18 protein-coding genes are annotated in these 19,692 nt (G+C 44.1%); 12 read left to right on the forward strand and 6 right to left on the reverse strand.

The window, feature by feature from the left end; all coding sequences use genetic code 11:
- A partial coding sequence (locus tag QUA38_RS17450) for a winged helix-turn-helix transcriptional regulator (RefSeq protein WP_333163837.1) occupies positions 1-1,055 on the reverse strand: 1,055 nt, incomplete at its 3' end.
- 375 nt (positions 1,056-1,430) lie between these two features.
- Here QUA38_RS17450 and QUA38_RS17455 point away from each other — a divergent pair.
- Together QUA38_RS17455 and QUA38_RS17460 are read left to right on the forward strand one after the other, a co-directional pair.
- Positions 1,431-1,700: a hypothetical protein gene (locus tag QUA38_RS17455; RefSeq protein ID WP_333163839.1), complete on the forward strand. Its 270-nt coding sequence runs from the start codon at positions 1,431-1,433 to the stop codon at positions 1,698-1,700.
- A gap of 190 nt (positions 1,701-1,890) precedes the next feature.
- Positions 1,891-2,595 (forward strand): hypothetical protein, encoded by a 705-nt coding sequence (locus QUA38_RS17460; protein ID WP_333163841.1) that lies wholly within the window; start codon positions 1,891-1,893, stop codon positions 2,593-2,595.
- 455 nt (positions 2,596-3,050) lie between these two features.
- On the opposite strand, the gene QUA38_RS17465 is transcribed toward QUA38_RS17460, so the two are convergent.
- Both QUA38_RS17465 and QUA38_RS17470 read right to left on the reverse strand, forming a co-directional pair.
- Positions 3,051-3,497, reverse strand: coding sequence for an NADAR family protein (locus QUA38_RS17465; protein WP_333163843.1), 447 nt, complete (start codon positions 3,495-3,497; stop codon positions 3,051-3,053).
- 48 nt (positions 3,498-3,545) lie between these two features.
- On the reverse strand, positions 3,546-4,259 hold the full coding sequence (locus tag QUA38_RS17470) for a hypothetical protein (protein ID WP_333163845.1): 714 nt from the start codon (positions 4,257-4,259) through the stop codon (positions 3,546-3,548).
- Between the two features lie 121 nt (positions 4,260-4,380).
- On the opposite strand from QUA38_RS17470, the gene QUA38_RS17475 reads away from it, so the two are divergent.
- The 5 genes from QUA38_RS17475 to QUA38_RS17495 all read left to right on the forward strand — a co-directional run bounded on the left by QUA38_RS17475 (position 4,381) and on the right by QUA38_RS17495 (position 10,042).
- The gene (locus QUA38_RS17475) at positions 4,381-5,451 is read left to right on the forward strand and encodes a dipeptide epimerase (protein ID WP_333163847.1); all 1,071 of its coding nucleotides are present in this window, start codon (positions 4,381-4,383) and stop codon (positions 5,449-5,451) included.
- Between the two features lie 158 nt (positions 5,452-5,609).
- Entirely contained in the window at positions 5,610-6,659 is a 1,050-nt protein-coding gene (locus tag QUA38_RS17480) for a DUF1611 domain-containing protein (RefSeq protein ID WP_333163850.1), read from the forward strand.
- A gap of 266 nt (positions 6,660-6,925) precedes the next feature.
- On the forward strand, positions 6,926-7,399 hold the full coding sequence (locus QUA38_RS17485; protein ID WP_333163852.1) for a GNAT family N-acetyltransferase: 474 nt from the start codon (positions 6,926-6,928) through the stop codon (positions 7,397-7,399).
- Between the two features lie 76 nt (positions 7,400-7,475).
- Complete coding sequence (locus QUA38_RS17490) at positions 7,476-8,981, forward strand: amidase (protein WP_333163855.1); 1,506 nt, start codon at positions 7,476-7,478, stop codon at positions 8,979-8,981.
- 773 nt (positions 8,982-9,754) lie between these two features.
- Entirely contained in the window at positions 9,755-10,042 is a 288-nt protein-coding gene (locus QUA38_RS17495) for an NfeD family protein (RefSeq protein WP_333163857.1), read from the forward strand.
- A 469-nt stretch (positions 10,043-10,511) separates the two neighbouring features.
- Here QUA38_RS17495 and QUA38_RS17500 read toward each other — a convergent pair whose 3' ends face one another.
- Together QUA38_RS17500 and QUA38_RS17505 are read right to left on the reverse strand one after the other, a co-directional pair.
- Positions 10,512-14,024 (reverse strand): N-6 DNA methylase, encoded by a 3,513-nt coding sequence (locus QUA38_RS17500; protein ID WP_333163860.1) that lies wholly within the window; start codon positions 14,022-14,024, stop codon positions 10,512-10,514.
- Between the two features lie 43 nt (positions 14,025-14,067).
- Positions 14,068-14,856 (reverse strand): hypothetical protein, encoded by a 789-nt coding sequence (locus tag QUA38_RS17505; protein ID WP_333163863.1) that lies wholly within the window; start codon positions 14,854-14,856, stop codon positions 14,068-14,070.
- 299 nt (positions 14,857-15,155) lie between these two features.
- On the opposite strand from QUA38_RS17505, the gene QUA38_RS17510 reads away from it, so the two are divergent.
- The 5 genes from QUA38_RS17510 (at position 15,156) to QUA38_RS17530 (ending at position 18,466) form a co-directional block, all read left to right on the forward strand.
- On the forward strand, positions 15,156-15,512 hold the full coding sequence (locus QUA38_RS17510; RefSeq protein WP_333163865.1) for a hypothetical protein: 357 nt from the start codon (positions 15,156-15,158) through the stop codon (positions 15,510-15,512).
- Between the two features lie 158 nt (positions 15,513-15,670).
- Entirely contained in the window at positions 15,671-16,090 is a 420-nt protein-coding gene (locus QUA38_RS17515) for a XisH family protein (RefSeq protein WP_333163867.1), read from the forward strand.
- Complete coding sequence (locus tag QUA38_RS17520; protein ID WP_333163868.1) at positions 16,075-16,410, forward strand: element excision factor XisI family protein; 336 nt, start codon at positions 16,075-16,077, stop codon at positions 16,408-16,410. The genes QUA38_RS17515 and QUA38_RS17520 overlap by 16 nt, the downstream gene beginning before the upstream one ends.
- Positions 16,411-16,593: 183 nt before the next feature.
- Positions 16,594-17,472: a glycine--tRNA ligase subunit alpha gene (glyQ, locus tag QUA38_RS17525; protein ID WP_190660228.1), complete on the forward strand. Its 879-nt coding sequence runs from the start codon at positions 16,594-16,596 to the stop codon at positions 17,470-17,472.
- Between the two features lie 226 nt (positions 17,473-17,698).
- On the forward strand, positions 17,699-18,466 hold the full coding sequence (locus QUA38_RS17530; RefSeq protein ID WP_333163870.1) for an ATP-binding cassette domain-containing protein: 768 nt from the start codon (positions 17,699-17,701) through the stop codon (positions 18,464-18,466).
- Positions 18,467-18,571: 105 nt separating this feature from the next.
- On the opposite strand, the gene QUA38_RS17535 is transcribed toward QUA38_RS17530, so the two are convergent.
- Positions 18,572-19,692, reverse strand: a 1,121-nt coding sequence (locus tag QUA38_RS17535; RefSeq protein WP_333163872.1) for a DHA2 family efflux MFS transporter permease subunit, incomplete at its 5' end; no start/stop codon positions are given.

A 19,692-nucleotide genomic window follows, 5' to 3' on the forward strand; every position in this document is an offset into this window, starting at 1 on the left:
TCCTCAGTTTTTACATAACCCTTATCTCGCAAATCTTTAAGTTGGCTAGATACAGTTCGCTGCTCAATAAAACAGCGTTTAGCAATTTTTTTGACTGGTGCGGCACCACCTTGATCGCACAAAAAATCAACAATTTTTCGCTGCTGATTTGATAGATATTTCATCCGATCCTGATAGTAGGGCGTGAGGCTATCCAACATTTCCATGAACGGTTCTACCAATTTATCCAGCGATTCTGGAGTCATCAGAAAATCAGAAAAAATAATATAGACGCGAGGATTGCCACCAGAAAGGTAATGCACAACTTTAATGCGATCTCGCCCTGTGGGAGTTTGAATAAAAGATGCTAAATCATTATTTCCTTTTAAGTTGGCAATATGATTTAATAAAGCTACAGCATCATCGAGCTTAAACTCATCTAATTCATGTAAATCAAAAAAATCATAAAAAGGATTATTAGAGAGCTTGACTCCATCAAACAAGCTTTGTGATGTTGCCAAAATTGTCAAAAATGAATAATTTTGAATATACGCCCTCAACTGCTTCTGTCCGAAATCCCCCAAGCCGCTAAACACGTCCTCTAAATTTTCGACAATCAACAACAGCACCCGCTTGCCAACAAAGTCTCTCAGCAATTCTGCGGCCTTAAATTCAGCTTGCTCCGGCGACAAATCATAAAGCTTTTCAACATCATTATTTAACTGAGCTTCATATTCTGGCTTATATTCTTTAGCAATTGCCCGGAATATTCCCCGCAATAAATCCAAAAAAGACGCAATACTATGCCACTCTTCTTCGTGCAGCCACGCAATTAGCAATTTATCCTGCAAATCTTCCATCTTAGCTACGCGATTATAAATCAGGGAAACCAAGTGCGTTTTGCCCATGCCACGCGACCCTATTAGTAGTTGAAAATGCTTGTTATCTGTTAGCGCGCTCACCCGAATTAGCTCTACTAAATGTTCTGCCAGTGCGTGACGCTGTACTAAGATAGCTTCCAGGGTTTCGGGTGACATCGAGCTAGGAGTAAATTGAGATATAAATGTATTTTTCATAATATCTATTGGGTTTAACTGGTTCCCCGGCTGTGCCTGGGAACCTATATCTAGAGGCTCTGCCTCGTCGGTTGCAGAGGAAAACAGGAGGCTCTGCCTCCTGATCAGCTTCCCCAGGCAGAGCCGGGAAGGAGAAAATGCTTGTTAGACAAGGCTTTGAGAACTAATACGTCTAATTTACCATAGATTAAAAAAATATACGGTAGTTTTCTTGTATATTTTTCAAAGCAGTGTTAGACTGCCCTTAACAAGCAAACAAGCGCCCCTAGCTGTTACTAGAGACGCTTTTGATCGCTTATCAGTTTTTGGGAGCCACTGGCTGGAACCAGTAGCACTCTGATGTTGTTTATGGTCTATATAGACCGAGGATTTCTCATGACTAATTATAACAGCGAACAGCTCAATCTGTTCACCCAGCCGATCGCAGTTTCGGTGGAAATGGGCTGCACAGTTGAACGTGCCTCCGAATTAGTACAACGCTCAAAAAGCTCAATCTACGATCGGCTAAGGAAAAATAAACCGTATCTGCGACAGGTTCCCACAGGTACGTGGCAAATTTACTCTACAGGCAAAAAAGATGTCTCAATTCTTGTGAATGTTGCCTTCATTTATTCTCCAAAAGATAAGAATTGGAGACTTGCTTAAACTCAAATCTCAAGGCTGCGTTAGTCCAAAGCTTAACGCAGCTTTCTGCCTCTTCGGTTGCTGAGGAAAACAGGAGGCAGAGCCTCCAAATCTGCGTCCCCAGGCAGAGCCTGGGAACAAGAAAAATTTTAAAAAATATTCCTTAAGACTTGTTACAATACACAAAACTTCATACTTTCCCCAACACTGGATGACCTTTTTCAACGCCTCCGAACCCCTAATCCGCTGCAAACAGGAACATCTCGACGTACAAGACATCGAAGGCCTGTTGCAACTCCGCTGGCAAATTGGAAATATTACTCTTTTCTCAGGACTTTATACCCGCATCGACCAAACTTTTCTGCTTTGGGGTTTGGTGACAGGGGGGATTTTTTTTACGGCTCAGTTTTTCCCCATCAGTTGGAGCTTTCAGGCGATTCTGTGGTCAACTTTGACTCTAATTGGCACTGCAGGAATGGCTGTTTTGACTTTGTTTTGGGTAAGAGTCGAGCGAGTTAGCTGGATTCTTTACTCTTGGGCGATTTTGATGATAACTGGTTTGGTTTTGACCGATTGCAGTATTTTTGCCGGTTGGGGAAGTTTGTTGCTGCACCTTTGCGATTTGTGGTTGGGGTTGAGCGCGATCGGCTATTTGTTGACGGGATTAGGTTTGCGATCGCGCACTTTTCTCCTGATTGGACTAACCCATTTATTTAGCATACCTGTATTAACATTTGTTGCACCTTGGCAATATCTAACCACAGGAATAATTATCGCGGGCTGTTTGTTGTTATTGTCAGAATTGCAGTGGGATATGCGTCCGCCGATCGACAATACTTTGCTAAGCCCAGAACAGAAAGAATTTAACAGAATTCAACAGCAATTGCGACAGAATGGCGCGATTGTATCCGAATAAATCACAAATGTAAAGAATTCTGTACAAGAGCTAACACTTTCCATAAATCGTACACCATATAAAGATACAGCATCAATAAAAAAACAAACTTTAACCAGAACAAGAGTTTTGCTGTTTGACCTGTGAATCGCCAACCTAAGGAGAACGGTGTCAGGGAGGCGACTGGCCAACAAATGCTGTAATTGCGACGATAAAAGTTAATTTGGGTTGACAGTAGTGGTTGAAATCAAAATGTGGTGCAGGGTTTTTACCGTTTCCCCTGCTTTGCAGTCTTCTCGGAGAGGCTAAACCCTCTACCAGAACAGCCTGAGGAGATTGGCACAAAATTCGACAGTTTGTCAGGGGGATTTTTGAGTCAACGTGTTTAAGAAAATTGAGAAAATGCTCGCTTAGGAGCCTTGCAGGACTTACTATTAAACAAGTCCTGCTTTATGATGGGAAATTTAAATTATCTTTTAATCTAACGTGCCTTTTCGCAATATCTCCCTTACTTCCATTAAAATCTGTCCCAACATATTTTTGCCGCTGCCATCTTTGCCGCAACCCCAATAGTAATCAATAGGGGAGTTTTCGACTATTTTCTCATCGCCAGTAGCTAGTAAAATTTCTCTAATTTCGGGATGAGTTTCAAATTTACGGACCACGGCTTTTCGCATGATATCATCTTTGACTTCTTCCCAATCTTTGCGGAGTGGACGAGAGCGATCGCGCCCCATTTTTGCGGCATCTTTCGGCGTTTTTGCTTGGCGAATTTGGTCGCAGTTCGCCGTTGCGGGAAACTTTTGTGCTTGAAAATAATGCTCAGTAGTTGGCCAATATTCTCCGTCTAACTCGAATCCATGACTAGAAAAGTTTGAAAAACAGCCGTATTGGCTGCCAGTGGTGTAGAAGTAGATAGCCATAAAGTCTGTGCTTTAAATTTCGTTAATAATGTTGGTTTATCGTCAATTTTACCTCTCTGGATTATCTACTATCTTCAACCGCAAATCAATATTTTCAAGATGGGAACCGATGTAAGACAGCAGGGCATAGATAAATACGAGCACCCCTACCATTTCCAAAATTTCCTCAACAGAAGCCATCAAACCGTAAATCAAATTTCTCTGACCTACCGCATCTGCATAATAGCCACAAACCATTTCCATGCCAAGTGCTCCACCGACATATATACTGCCTGCCAGTAAAAAGAAATCCCTGGTTTTCCTGGGTAAGTGCCGGAGAAACTTGAGATAAGCCAGCCCAGTAACCCCAACAAAAATCGCCCCCGGAATTACCCAAATGAAGTAAAAAAGTCCCCCTAAATCCAGTGCTTTTCGCAAGTCGTTAATAATTAATATTTCGTGCAAACTCACAATTTCATCTAAAGAAAAAAATAGAAAGATAAACCCCAACGCTTTCCAGTGCCCAAAATACCGATCGCCCTGCTTCTTCTTAGCACTAGCAATAATACCTAGCAAAATCGCGCAAAACAGTAAAGTAAATGACGAGTACCACGAAGGATAATTTATTTCTCTGTCTAAATTAAACAAACTAATCCAGCGTTCTTGATAGTTAAAACCGTAGCGCAGAACTTGTACGATGCAACCAGCAACAGCAAAGAAGAGCACCCAAATGCTGAGAGAGAAAGCAACTCTCTTCGGCGAAACAGAAATAAGGAATTTCATCAAGTTTTTGATAAACTAGAACAAGCAAAATCAAACTATAAAGTAAAAAGTTACAAATCGCAAGAGCGGCGCAATCCGCCACCTCGGATTTTTATTTAGAAAAAATTACCAATCACTGACAATGCACCTTCAAATTGAAACCTTCACTGTCCGCAAGCGGTTTGCCCTTACCATCAGCCGCGGTACAACAGCCCAAAGTACCAATTTATGGGTGAAGCTAGAACACGAAGGCATCGAAGGCTGGGGAGAAGCTTCGCCGTTTTCCACAGGTTCTCGGCCCCAAACTACCGAAATTCTGTTAGCCGCATTGCAGGAAGTTGCACCGCTGCTAGAAAAGTTTACTCCGTTCGATCGCCAAAAAATCGAACAAGTATTAGCAGAGGTCAAGTTACCCTCAGCCGCCCGCGCCGGCATAGACATGGCAATGCACGACTGGCTGGGCCAAAAAGCAGGCTTGCCGCTGTGGAAAATGTGGGGATTAGATCGATCGCGCATCGTCCCCACCTCCGTCACAATCGGCATTAATTCGCCCTCTGGTGCAAGAGAAAGAGTGCGCGATTGGTTTGGCAAAGATCCAGCAGGTATCAAATACCGCGCCGTCAAGGTCAAATTAGGAAATACCGCAGGAATCGAAGCCGACAAAGCTATGTTAATAGCAGTGCTAGACGAAGCACCAGCTAACCTTAAAATCAGTGTAGATGCTAACGGCGGTTGGAGTTTAAAAGATGCTGCCGAGATGTGTCACTGGCTAGAAAAATACAAGATAAATTATGTCGAACAGCCGCTTTCACTCCTCGCAGATATGGAGGATTTCTCAGAACTGTACGGTCAATCGCCCCTGCCAATTTTTGCTGATGAAAGTTGCTTTAATAGTTCCGACATACCCAAGTTAGCGCACTGCGTCCACGGCATCAATATCAAAATGATGAAGTCAGGCGGATTGACCGAAGCAATGCGGATGATTCACACAGCAAAAGCCTGCAATTTGCAAGTAATGTTCGGCTGCTATTCAGATAGCGCGATCGCAAATACAGCAGCAGCACAACTTTCCCCCCTAGCTGACTATTTGGATTTGGACAGTCACTTAAATTTATTAGACGATCCTTTCACCGGTGCGATCGTCGAAAATGGGTGTTTGCTGCCAAACGGGCGATCGGGATTGGGAGTGCGGCGAGTTGAGATTGGAGAATAGAAGTAAGTAGGTAGGCGTCAATAAATTTTACCATGTAACAGAATATCAAGCTATCATAAACTTTGCGATTGCTTTCCTTCTCCTCCCGAAAGCTAAATTTTCACTCACTGCATCCAGGGTTTATATACTTTCCAGCTTCATCTACTTACAGTGAACCAATGACTAAAAGCTATCCCATCCAAAAGGGCAAAGTTGCTATCTTGTTCCACGAGGGCATTCTCGGCCATTCCGGGAAAACAGGTTTAGCATTTTTGCGCTACAGCGAAGCACAAATTGTAGCAGTAATAGACAGCGAATGTGTAGGACAATCTTTACCTGAATTAACGGGCATTTCTCAACAAGTACCAATTGTTGCGTCCGTTGCAGAAGCACTGGAATTTGCGCCGGATATTCTGCTAATTGGTATCGCTCCTTCCGGCGGTGTTTTGCCTGCGGAATGGCTGCCAGAAATTAATCAAGCGGTAGGGGCAGGTTTGTCAGTTGTCAACGGTTTGCACGCGAAACTTGCACCTTTGATAACAGTTCCTTTAACCGAAAATCAATGGATTTGGGACGTGCGTCAGGAACCGAAATCTGTCGGTGCGATCGCCTCTGCCGCTGCTGCTAAATTAAGTTGTCGCCGCGTATTAACTGTCGGCACAGATATGAGCGTTGGCAAAATGTCAACCAGTCTGGAACTCAATCGCATTTGCTTACAGCGGGGTTTGCGTTCCAAATTTTTGGCAACCGGTCAAACTGGTTTAATGATCGGAAATGAAGGCATTCCTTTGGATGCAGTGCGAGTTGATTTTGCCGCTGGTGCTGTCGAACAAATGGTGATTAAATTGGGTTCTGAATGCGATATTTTACACGTAGAAGGGCAAGGTTCGCTATTGCATCCCGGTTCGACGGCGACTCTGCCGCTGCTGCGGGGTTCGCAGCCAACTCACTTAATTTTAGCGCACCGAGCCGGACAAACTAGCATTCGCAATCACCCGCACGTATCAATTCCCCGGTTATCAAAAGTGGTCGAATTGTACGAAATGGTTGCCGGTGCTGCGGGTGCTTTTTCAGGAGGAAAAGTGAGTGCGATCGCCCTCAACACTCATCACTTAAATGAGGCAGAAGCGCTGTTAGCAATAGCTGAAGTTCAAGCAGAAACGGGATTGCTTTGTACCGATCCGGTAAGGTTTGGCGCGGAGGTTTTGTGGGAGGCCATCGACAGCTAATGCTACAATTTTATTTGCTTGGTGAATGATATTTTTTTGATTAAGTGCAGAGGACGCACAGAAAGATAAGAGAAGAGAGAGATTAATAGAAGTTTTTTTTGAAAAGCGTTATATGCGATTACGGCGTATGCACTCCACAGCTAAAAAAACTAATTTTCTAGACAGGGTAGTGCATAATTATTGTTTAATAAACGGGGTTTTTGCATCCATGACTGGGTATAATAAATAGTCACGAATCCCTGGTTTAGTTTAAAAGCATAATACAAATGATTGATAATACTTGTTCATTACCGTCTGAATGCGCCATCCGCCCAGCCTCAGCTCAAGATATCAAATCAATTAGAAAGTTAGTTTGGAGCGCCAAACTCGATCCAACTCAGTTGCGATGGCAGCACTTCTGGGTCATCGAATGCGGTGGGAAACTGGCAGCTTGCGGACAGTTGCGGAACTTTGCGGGCGCGCAAGAATTGGGCAGTTTGGTGGTGGCGAAAGATTGGCGCGATCGAGGTTTGGGAACCTACCTCACAAAATATTTAATTCAACAAGCTACAGAACCGCTATATTTAGAATGTTTGGGAAAGCGACTCGCATCATTTTATACTCGCTTTGGATTCCTAGAAGTTTCCGTACAAGAATTGCCGCAGTCGCTTAAATTCAAGTTCGGTTTGTCTCAATTAGCTAAAACTTTATTCAAAATTCCTGTAACAATTATGCAGTATCAAGCAAATTTTATAGAGTGAAGTAGAGTGAAGTCTAGGGTATACAGCGGTTCCCGCTGTAATTTAGAAAAATTACTCAATAACTGAGGAGTACAATATGTCTGGTTTTCCCGATTATCAAAAATATGATGGTTTAGGCTTGGCTGAGTTAGTACAAGCAAAGCAAGTTACTCCAGCCGAGTTATTGGATGCAGCGATTGCCCGGATTGAAGCGTACAATCCAGTAATTAATGCTGTCATTTGCAAAATGTATGAACAAGCAAGGATGTTAGTCAATCATGACTTGCCAGAGGGTTCATTTAAAGGCGTCCCTTTTCTATTAAAAGATTTGAGATCGATGTATGCGGGTGTTCCTACCAGTAGCGGCAACCGTTTACTTAGAAATATATCAGCCAGCCATGATAGCGAATTGGTGAGACGTTTCAAAGCAGCAGGAGTTGTCATTTTAGGTAAGACGAATACTCCAGAATTTGGCATTACACCCTACACGGAACCTAAGACTTGGGGGGTGACTCGCAATCCTTGGGACTTGGATCTTACACCAGGAGGGTCTAGTGGAGGTTCAGCCGCAGCCATCGCAGCAGGAATGGTTCCTCTGGCTGGGGCAGGCGATGGCGGCGGTTCTACCCGAATTCCAGCATCTTGCTGTGGCATTTTTGGACTAAAACCCAGCCGTGGGCGTATTCCCACAGGTCCGATTACAGGTGAATTGTGGCGTGGATTTTCAACTGAAACGGTCCTAAGTCGTTCTGTTCGCGATAGTGCAGCTATGCTGGATGCAATCAGTGGTTCTGATGTGGGAGCAACCTATTTATCTCCGCCACAGGTAAGACCCTATTTGGACGAAGTTACGACTGCACCAGGAAAACTTCGCATTGCTTTTACAACTCATCCATTTTTGGGTGATGCGGTTCATGAAGATTGCATTGAGGGATTGAAAGCAACCATTAAATTACTTCAAGAACTTGGGCATGAAGTTGTAGAAGATCGGCCTAAATTGGATGGAGAAGCTTTTGCCTTAAATTTTATGAGAATTGTTGTTGGGGAAACTCGTGCAGATATTGAGTGGGCGGCTAAATCAACACAACGAAAAGTGACTGCTGAAGATTTTGAATTAGGGACTTATTGTTTAGGGCTGTTAGGTGAGGCTTTGAGTGCGGCTGACTATGCTAAAGCAGCTCGTCAATTACAGGTAGATGCACGGAAGATAGGCCAATTTTTTGAACAATATGATGTTTTGCTGACTCCCACCCTTTCTCAACCTCCAATTCCTATTGGTTCACTTCAACCGTCATCAGGGAAAGAATTTTTGATGAATTTGGTTGCGAGAACAAATGCAAGCTGGTTACTGAAAGTCATGAAAGTGATTGAGCCTCTCGCCAGACAAGTCTTTAACTTCACTCCCTATACAGCACCATTCAATGTAACAGGGCAGCCTGCAATGTCTGTGCCTTTGTATTGGAATGAAGCAGGTTTACCTGTTGGGATGCAGTTTGTGGGAAAATTTGGGATGGAAGCTACACTTTTTCGGTTAGCTGGTCAATTGGAGTATGCTAAACCTTGGAGCCATCGCCTACCCATCATCAAGTTAACAAATCGCTGAACCCGAACGGAATGTAGAAAGAGGTAGGTACAAATCAATATCGCATGGGGAGGGGGGTGAGTTGCCAAGTTTACTTGCTTATATCATAGATACGCTTACGGGCCCCTAATGGCGCACAGGGTGTCAGAAACCGGGTTTTTAGAGGTTTGGTGCGTAAGTTACGGACTAGATATTTATGGATATTCCGGATTGGGCGATCGAGACTGCGTAAGTTCATGATTCACCGTTTGCGGTAGTCCAGTTAGCTAAATTGGCACAGCTACCAGCCTGATATCTAGGCAAAAACCGTTGCAAAATCGTTGCTGGCGGGTTTCTCAGTGTCATGTGCCAGTACCAGGTTCGGAAAGTGGACTGGCGATCGCACCAAAGATATTCGACTCCTGGCAAATTAGTAAATGTAAAGCAAGTGAGTCACAACCCAATCAAAAAATTAAACCCCAAAATAAAACATCTTCACAGCAGCAGTAATGCGGAATCAGCCAATCTCTAATGTAGCTAACAACATCTACCCTTAAGGTAAATTATACTAACTGCTCAACCACTAAATCCTTAACTCAATACCTCGGAATTACTGAATTTAGACTCCCCGCAACCGCTTCTCAAATCCCCTCAACATTTCAAAAATTCTTTGCCTTTTATCCTGATAAAACCACGGAAGGCAAGAACAATGAAATATCAAGGCAATCAATCTCAAACTAGGAAATGCAGCCTCTCAAATAGCATAAACCGACAATTACACATCCATATATTTTAAGACAACAGGAGTAAATATCATGTTCAACGTAGTAAAAGCTTTCGGCTCGATTTTCTCTACCCAAGGATACAGCGGCGCTAACAATATGCTCATCAAAAATTACGTCAACACCAATTTTAACTACTTCAACGAAGAAGCAGTCGTCGATGAATCGATTTACCCGAATCAAACAGGTCGCGTCCGCTTCCAAGGTAGCTGGTGGCCCGCACGGTGCGATGGCCAAATCACCCTCACACCGGGAGACACCGTTTATGTCATCGGCGTTGACAACATCACTCTGTTAGTTTCCCTCGCTCCCGCAAACTAAACTAGAACTCGATCTAAACCTTTTCACGGTCAGAGCCCCGACTTCTTCAAGAAGTCGGGGCTCTGACTATTCTGTTTTTTAGTGACAATTTGGCGATCGCTTCCACTCAACACCTGACGCAAGACAGCAATATCTGCCTCTGTTTATTGACCAGTAGAAATATGGCAGATCGCCCTACAATAAAATGGCATTTTTGAGAGCTTGTTTGTTGAGGCGATCGCCGAGTTGAGATTCGCTATTTTCTCGGGTGACTGCTGCTTTTTCTGATGCCTTAGCGATCGGCGGTAGCGGTTCGAGCAGTTGGGCTTGAGCTTCCTGAATTGAAGGGTAATTTTCAGCCCAGGATGAAATCGCTTCTGAAAGGACATCGATCTCATCGGATAAGGGTTCAATTAGCTGGGCTAGTTCGGTTAATTGTTCGGCCCCGAAGAGCGATCGCCACTAGAACAATCCCGTTCATCAATCGTGGTCATGTCAGTTTTACCCCCAAGGCTTCAAGTTGCTGATTCATCCATATAATTGCCGTCGCTTCATTGGTTTCGATCGCTTGTTCTACCCCTGTTTTAGCAATTTCCAGCAGTTGTTTAGATTGCTCCCGTGCTTGGCGAGACTCCCTGACCTTTTCTGTGATTTTCTGACGAGTAGATTCTTTCGGTAGAGTAATCGGAATATTCAACAGATCCTCAGTTGAAATTGACGGATACATACTGGCCGTAGTATGAAGATCCAGGATTTCACACACAATGGGCGATCGCAAATAAACCAATAAAACTTCTGGCTCAATTTTGGTTGGTTTGAGAACAGCAAAACCGGATGAGCAAATGTAGTTATTCTGCTCTGCCTCAATCAAAGCTGAAAGTCTGCGAATCGGGCGAACGGTTGACGTGATTACATCATTAGCTTTGACAATCCATTGTGCTCTACTAGGGGCTTCGTCCATTGATACCACTTCACCATTGGCAAACCCTTCTCCGCTGAGATTGCCGATTTCGATATAGTTAAATGTGCCTTGTTTCTCAGGCTGAAATTTGCGCTTTATGAGTGGGGCAACATCACCGATGCAAAGACCAGATTGTCGCAGAATAGCCATTACTTTCTGTTGCTTTGGCTGGTAATACTCAGCGTCGAGGCGACCGGAGGACAGGAACGACTCGGCAAAACTCTTGACGGCAAGGGTTTCTTCCGTGGGTTGCCAGTCCTGCAAGCCAAGCTCCGACAACAGCAAATCCTCAGCTTGTTGATAGATTAACTTTGACTCTTCAGAAGTTGTATTTGAAAACTTAATCAGTTTTTCAATGATTTTTTCAAAATCAGAGCTGAAGCTTGGTATAAATAACTTCTCAATTTGCCATAAATAAATATGTTGCTGAACACTACCTGCTAATTGTCTTTGTATTTGATTGAAGCCATAATTTGTTATTAGGAAGCCATAAAGGATATAAGGATTTATTCCTCCAGAGCAATCAATTTTGGCAATATCTTGATTAGAATTAATTGGATATTTCCAGGTTTGATGTGCAATTGCAACATTCCCTGCGCTGCCAGACATAGTTAACAAAACTGTGCTTGGCTTTACCTCGGACTTCCATAGTAAGTCATGTGACCTCTTGTCAATATAAATAACATCAGAAAAATCAACTTGGGAATTTTTAATATTTACACACCTCAGAAAAGGAATACCTTCTTCGAGATATTCAATATGATTACAAAGAGAATACGCTCCGAAACTCTTGGCATCTTTTATTTTTTGTCCAAGCAAAAATCCTTTTTTCTGCTTAACAATGACCTCACTCATTAGATAACTCTTTTTGAAAAAATCGCTATCGAATCGAAACGCATCATTATTTTCTTGCATTTTATCTAAAGTAATTTCAACCGCTTCAAGCCCATCCATTAACTGCTGATACCTCACAGCATCAAACGGTGTCACAGATGGGCTAGGCTCAAAAAAACTGAGCTTCTCCTTTTTGGCAAACTCAATAAACGCTTCCGCAATCCCGTCTTCCGTCAGTCCTTCGTGGTTATACAGGTCATGATCCACAATCAGGTGATCGTGGGGGTCGAGCAAAAACTGTCGTTCCTTTTCCTTTTCGGATAAACCTTCCTCATCTTTAGGCACAATGCGGCGATAAACCTTTTCGCCAGAGTTGTCTTTGCCACTCTTTCGCATCGTGGCAAAAAAGATGTTGTAGTCATCCCGGCGCGGGCAAAGTGCGCCTGCTTTGGGGTCATCATTCCACTTCTGCACAAACAGCACCGAAGTCTTTGTACCTGTGTGGGGCTTAAACGTATTGCCATGCAGCCCCACCACCGCCAAGATCCGGCAGCGTTCCGCAATAAAATCGCGAATGTTCTTATCTGAAGAGTTATTGAAGCGTCCTTGAGGCAACACGATCGCCATTCTGCCCCCCGGCTTCAAAAAGTCCAAATTGCGCTCAATAAACAAAATGTCGCGCCCGACTTTGGTTTGCCACTTGCCATCCGGCTTTTTTGCCAAGTCGTAGCGGGAAATCATGCGCGGTTCCTTGATGTCTCCAGCAAAGGGCGGATTGGCCATCAACACATCAAACTGAAACTCTCGATAATCCTTACTGCCTTTCGGTCGTCGCCGTTTCAGCCGCTTGAATCCAGCATTGTAAACATCATTCCATTCCTCTTGATTGGTAATTTCATCCCACAGTTCATAGTCCAGCGTGTTCAGGTGCAATACATTCGTTTGCCCATCACCCGCAATCAGGTTCAGCGTCCGCGCCACCCGTACAGCTTTCTCATCAAAGTCGATCGCAAACACCTTCTCTTCCACATATTCACTACAACGAGGTGGCTTTTCTTCCAACGAGAACAAATGACTCGCCTGCAATCCCTCATCCGCCAAAATCTGCCGCCACACATGGAAAATCGTATGCACCGGAAACCCCGATGACCCCGCTGCCGTGTCGATCATGTACTCATCCTCTTGCGGATTGAGCATTTTCACGCACATATCAATCACATAGCGCGGCGTAAAATATTGCCCCTTATCACCCTTGCTACTTTGGTTGATCAAATACTCAAAGGCTTCATCAATCACATCCAGGTTGGAGTTAAACAGTTTTACATTTTCCAAGGACGACACACACACCGATAGGTGCGACGGCGTTAGGCTAATCTTGGAATCCTCGCTAAACACCCCCTCCCACTTTTTCTTTGCCCCATCAAACAAATCTTGAATCTTGCTCTTGAGGGCAGCTTCCGTCTGTCCCGTATTGCGAAACTCCAGAGAGCGAGTCTTGCGACGGTTGCCCTGCCCGGAATACCACTCATCATAGAGCTTGGTAAAAATCAGCTTAAACAGTTCCTCAAACACATCGACCCCGGCATTTGCCAGCACCTCATCTTCCATTTCTTCAATCAAAGTTTTGAGGGATTTATTCTCCTTCACCAACTTGTCATTGGCAATCAGGTCTTCCAGCGTGAACTTGATCTGGAGAATATCTGCCAAGGTTTGGTTGGCATTGGGCAAACCAGGAATATCTTCAAAATAGTTGGGGTCTTTGCGCTGGTAGTAAGAGATTTGATCGCCATTTGTCCAGACAGCGATCGGCGCACCTGTAGCATTACAATAAGAGCGAAGCTGGTCTTTCCCATCCTTCAGCTTCGGCTTCTTTAGCTCCACCAGCATATACACCGTGTTAGGACGGTCTTTGTCCATTACCACAATGTCTGCCCGTTTCACCTCCCGCCCAAAGTTCACCCCATACTCCACCTGAATACGATTGATGGGATAATGCAAGCGATCGGTCAAAATCCGTAAATATAGCTGCCGGATCGCTTCCTCTGGCGTGAGCTTAATTGCCTTCTGGCGCACCAAACACTCCGTATAGGGGACTTCGCCGCTTTTGGTTGCCTTGAGGGTAATCGTCTTTTCTAACTGCTCAATTTCAGTTGTCGTAAATTGCGACAGCTTGTAATTTGAGTCTTTGAGAATATCAGCTAAATTCATGAGTCAAACACTATAGGGGTAGTCTGCAAAATTTTAAACTTGGTTAAAGAGCTTGAATGAGTGTATACAAGATTTGGTACGCAGGCTCATAAACTTTGTTAGTGTCACTATCTGGAATAATTTCGCCATGAAATAAAACATTTCTGAGTTTATACAAAATTACTATAAGTCCTTTGCAAAGATGATCCGTGTTATTAACAAAGTAAAGATTGCCCATTGGAATACCATTATTCTGCTCGTGGCTCAGTAAATTGATTGGCTTTGATGGATTAATCTCTTCATAACAAGCCTTGAGATTATTTTGCTGAGGTTCCGATAGGCTTCTAAAGCCATTCTGTGATATCAAATCCTCTAGATTAAAACCATTTGTTTGCCTGTAACTGAACTTAACGTTTCCATTGCGACAAATAATATCAATTTGCACCTTTTTGTGATCTCCTCCAATGTTCCTCTCAACATTATATGTTAAAGTTTGACGAGCAAAATTATTTGTCTTCTTAGGATTTTCCTCAATAACAATACTTACAAAGTTTATGCGCTCACCTTTGTTAAATAGATGCTTTCGCTCTAACTCCAAATGAAGCTCTGCAATGCGTGACTTAAAAGCAACTCCCTCATTGCCTTGATTATTTAGAAGACTAACAAACTTATTCCGAAAATTATTAGGCTCAGCCTTGATCGCATTTATCGCTTCTCTATCAGTTTTGAGAGTTGGGTAGTAATTTTTATACCAAGCATTGAAAGGAATCCAAGCTTTGACAAATTGGGTAAAGTAATCTATCGAAGCAAGGTTTTTCCATTTTTCCGAGTTTTCTGTATACAAACTTGGCATAGAGAGAAATTGCTTTATTACTGGCTAAGTTCATCAGATGTTATGGGTGAGTCCCAACACTTTACCATTTATAAGAGTTGAGTGTCATGACCAGAACTGATCGATAGATTTTCTTAATACTCTGGTCGCCATTGTCCAATGCAATGATGAATTACCACAATAAACGAGTATCATTCTCAAAATAAAGGATTCGCGATAGCCTTTTTGATACACTGGCTTGTTGATGAGGCGATCCCAATCAAGCAAGAGTCTCCGCCAACTCAATAACCTGAGTGTTCCAAAATCCCTCAAGAAACAGAATGCAAATTATCCTAGAAGTCCCCGATCGCCTCGGCGAACAACTGCAACAACTGGGCGATCGCCTCCCAGAAGCCCTCGATCGCGCACTCCAGGAACTCACCCCCCTAGAAACCATCTCCTACCAAGACGAACTCCAAATCGTCGAATTGCTTGCCAGTCAACCCAGCCCAGAAGTCATCCTCGCTATCCGCCCCACGCCTGCATTACAAACCCGCATGAGCGAATTGCTCGATCGCAATAAATCCGGCACTCTCTCGCGATCGGAAGAAGTCGAACTCGATCGATACTTGCTCCTAGAACATTGGGTGCGGTTAGCCAAAGCTCATGCTTACAAACACTTACAGACAGCAGCATGAGTTATGTACCAGCCACTTTGCGTCGGTTAGTGACTCAACGCGCCGGAGAACCATATTAAGGAGTGAAATGATTCTCTAAATTTTTGTTCCTCATCAAGCTGTGGCAAATTGTATCAAATTATGCTAAAATTTAACGATAAATAAAGCTTTCAGAACTAATGTCTAGACGCGATAATTTACATTTATCCCTGCGCCATACTCTCGAAAAAGATGGGTGGACAATTACGGATGACCCGTTAATCTTAGTGTTAGAACAAACGATCTTGAAACCTGATTTAGGAGCAGAAAAGTTTTTCGCAGCAGAAAAAGAAGAACGGAAAATAGCTGTGGAAATCAAAGACTTCGACTCTCCTTCAGTAATTAATGAACTGGAAAAAACGATGGGACAGCTTCAGCTTTACCAATGGGCCTTGGAGGAGCAAGATCCAAAACGGGAGTTATTTCTAGCGATCGGCAAAACCATCTATATTCGACATTTTCAAAAACCCATTTTTCAGCTAGCCGTTCAACGGAATAGAATTAACTTATTAGTTTACGAACCAGAGCAGGAGGCTATTGTTCAATGGATCGCTCACTAAATTATGCAGATATCCTGAAACAAACGCTACAAGAAGCTACACGATCGCAACCTCGCTTACAAGCGATTCAGCTTTATCCTGTCTGCGATACGGATTCAGGTCATTTCCTGATTCTCGCTACAGGCTTGGATAAGCAACGCTGGATCGACACGATTCTGTTTCACGCTCGCTTGGTCGATCGCCATGTCATCATTGAAGAAGATAACTTTGAGGAAGGGTTAACCGCTGCACTGATTGTCGCAGGTATCCAACCAGAGCATATTATGACTGGCCTTGATTATCAAAGTAGTGCTAGCCCAGTCGTGTTTCAGGCGGTGTAGCGATCGCCATTACAGAGAGAGCGATCGCCATAACTCGATCGATACAATATACCTGAAAAAAAACTTAAATATCCAGCGATACGTTCAGCATCTCTTATCTAATTTCGGCAGGATTTATTTCAATAAACCGTGCCTTGAGTATGCTTAAATAAGCTTAGACACTCGCTAACCATATTTAAACCAGTGAACTTTCAATCAGTCATTGCCACCTTAAACAAATTCTGGAGCGATCGAGGCTGCCTGATCGCCCAATCCTACGACACAGAAAAAGGTGCAGGAACCATGAATCCCCACACCTTTCTCAGAGCAATCGGCCCCGAACCTTGGTCAGTCGCCTACATCGAACCCTGTCGCCGCCCCACCGACGGACGCTACGGCGAAAATCCCAACCGCTTCCAACATTACTATCAATATCAAGTTTTAATTAAACCCTCTCCTCCCAACATCCAAGACATCTATTTAGACTCCCTCAGAGCATTAGGAATTAGCCCAGAAGACCACGACATTCGTTTCGTAGAAGATAACTGGGAATCGCCGACCCTCGGAGCTTGGGGCGTCGGCTGGGAAGTCTGGCTCGACGGCATGGAAATTACCCAATTTACCTACTTTCAACAGTGCGGTAGCATAGACTGTCGCCCCGTCTCCATTGAAATTACCTACGGACTAGAACGCCTAGCAATGTATCTCCAAGAAGTCGATGCCATGACGAAAATTCAGTGGAAAGATGGCATCACTTACGGCGACGTTCACCTGCAAGGAGAAATAGAACAGTGTACTTATAACTTTGAAGCTTCCAATCCCGAATTGCTGTTTACTCTATTTGGATTGTACGAGCAAGAAGCCGAACAATTGACAAAAAAAGGATTGGTTTTGCCTAGTCTTGATTATGTGTTAAAATGTTCTCACACTTTCAATTTACTCGATGCTAGAGGCGTGATTTCGGTAACGGAAAGAACTCGGTATATCACCAAAATTCGCAACTTGGCGCGGAGAGTTGCTCAGCTTTATTTGGAACAGCGCGAAAAGCTGGGTTTTCCTTTAGAAAAAGCTGTAAAAGTTTGAGTTTGAGTTGGATTGTGGGGCGGGCATCTTGCCTGCCTTAAGAACGGGCAAGATGCCCGTTCCACAAAGAGTGAGTTGGATTGTGGGGCGGGCATCTTGCCTGCCTTCAGAACGGGCAAGATGCCCGTTCCACAAAGAGTGAGTTGGATGGTGGGGCGGGCATCTTGCCTGCCTTCAGAACGGGCAAGATGCCCGTTCCACAAAAGTCATGTTTTTAATTAATTAAATGCCTAATTATTCGGAAAATAATACAGAAACAAATCCTCAACTGCGAATTGACGGTGTAAGCTTGAAAACACCGATCGCCTCAAGTTATTTGTTGGAAAATATCTCGTTTCAGGTACACAAGGGATCTCGCGTGGCAATTGTTGGCCCTTCAGGTGCCGGCAAAACAACGCTGTTGCGACTGCTAAATCGGCTCAGCAGTCCCACCAGCGGCTCCATTTATCTGGAAAATACAGAATATCGCCAAATACCTGCGATCGAACTCCGCAAACAAATCACCCTCATCCTGCAAGAATCCAAGCTTTTGGGAATGTCGGTGCGAGAAGCATTGGCTTATCCTTTAAAGCTGCGGGGCGTGACTTCATCAAACATTGCTGAGAGAATTAGCGGCGCGATCGAACAACTGCACATACCCCAAGAATGGCTCGATCGCAGCGAATTCCAGCTTTCCTCAGGCCAAAAACAGCTCGTGGCGATCGCCCGCGGCATCATCCTGCAACCAAAAATCTTGCTTTTAGACGAGCCAACATCCGCCCTAGACGCAGGAAAAGCCGCCCACCTTTTGCAAGTATTGACACAGCTAACAAACGGTCAAACCACAATTGTAATGGTAAACCACCAATTAGAATTAGCCGAGCAATTTAGCACGCAAATTCTGCATTTACAGCGCGGAAAGCTCATCGGAGACTCGCCCTCTCATCAAATAAATTGGGCGCAACTGCGACAAAATTTAATCCAAGCAGAAGCAGAAGCTCAACAAGAATGGTAAATAAGCTAAAAAACATTTAGTTGGCATTTTGAAAACTCTTAAAATTATTGTGGGGTGAGCATCCTGCCCGCCCCAAAGATACAGCGCACTCCGCGCCGTACAGAATCAATGAGCTCCCCCGGCACCCGCACCAGCTTTCACCTTTTTAAAACCCAAAATAGCAATCCCACTTAACAGCAAAGCAATTCCCACAAAATAAAAACAATCATTAAAAGCCATTACATAAGCTTCACGGCGGACAATATTATCAATTACCTTAATTGCCTGGTCTTTCGCCACACTTAAATCGGCACCGCGACTCACAAAATACTGAGTCATTTGATTAATTCGCTCCTGCGTTGCCGGATTGTACAAAGAAACAGATTCCCCCAACCGATTCGAGTGAAATTGCTCGCGTTGCGTCACCAAAGTTGCTAGCGCCGCAATCCCCATCGAACCTCCCATATTTCGCATCATATTAAACAAACCAGAAGCCGAACCAGCCTCGTGTCTCTCCATACCAGCAGTGGCAATAGTTGACAGCGGCACCATAATTAAAGGCTGTCCCAATGCCCTAACTAATTGCGACCAACGCAACTGATCGATACCCGTCTCGTGAGTCATGCTGGCATTCATAAAACAACTCACCGCAAACAAACTCACACCGATGCCAATCATCAGCCGCATATCAATTCGCTGCATCAATTTCGGCACCATCGGCACGATGAATAACTGCGGCACCCCAGCCCACATAATCACCTCGCCAATTTGCATGGCATTGTACTGCTGAATCTGACCTAAATACAGGGGCAAAATGTACACCGAACCGTACAATCCCACCCCCAAGGAAATATTCACAATACTAGCTAAACCGAAATTGCGGCGAGTCAGCAAGCGCAAGTTAATAAACGGTCGTTTGCGAGTTAGTTCAATCCAGAAAAAAGCGCTGAGAAATATTGCAGCAATTATGCTTAAACGCACAATAAAATCAGAACTAAACCAGTCCTTGCGGCTGCCTTCTTCTAACACGACTTGCAGGGAACCCAAGCCGATCGCCATCGAGATAATTCCCCACCAGTCGCCCTCTTTTAGCAGTTCGAGTTTCATCGGTGCGGGGGCGACGGCGTACCACACAGCAGCTAGCAGCAGCAGCCCTGGAACCAAATTGAGATAAAAGACATATTGCCAGCCGTAATTCTCAGTCAGCCACCCTCCCAATGTCGGCCCGATGGATGGTGCAAAAGTAG

The sequence above is a fragment of the Microcoleus sp. Pol12B4 genome, from assembly GCF_036701385.1.
Classification (GTDB): Bacteria; Cyanobacteriota; Cyanobacteriia; order Cyanobacteriales; family Microcoleaceae; genus Microcoleus.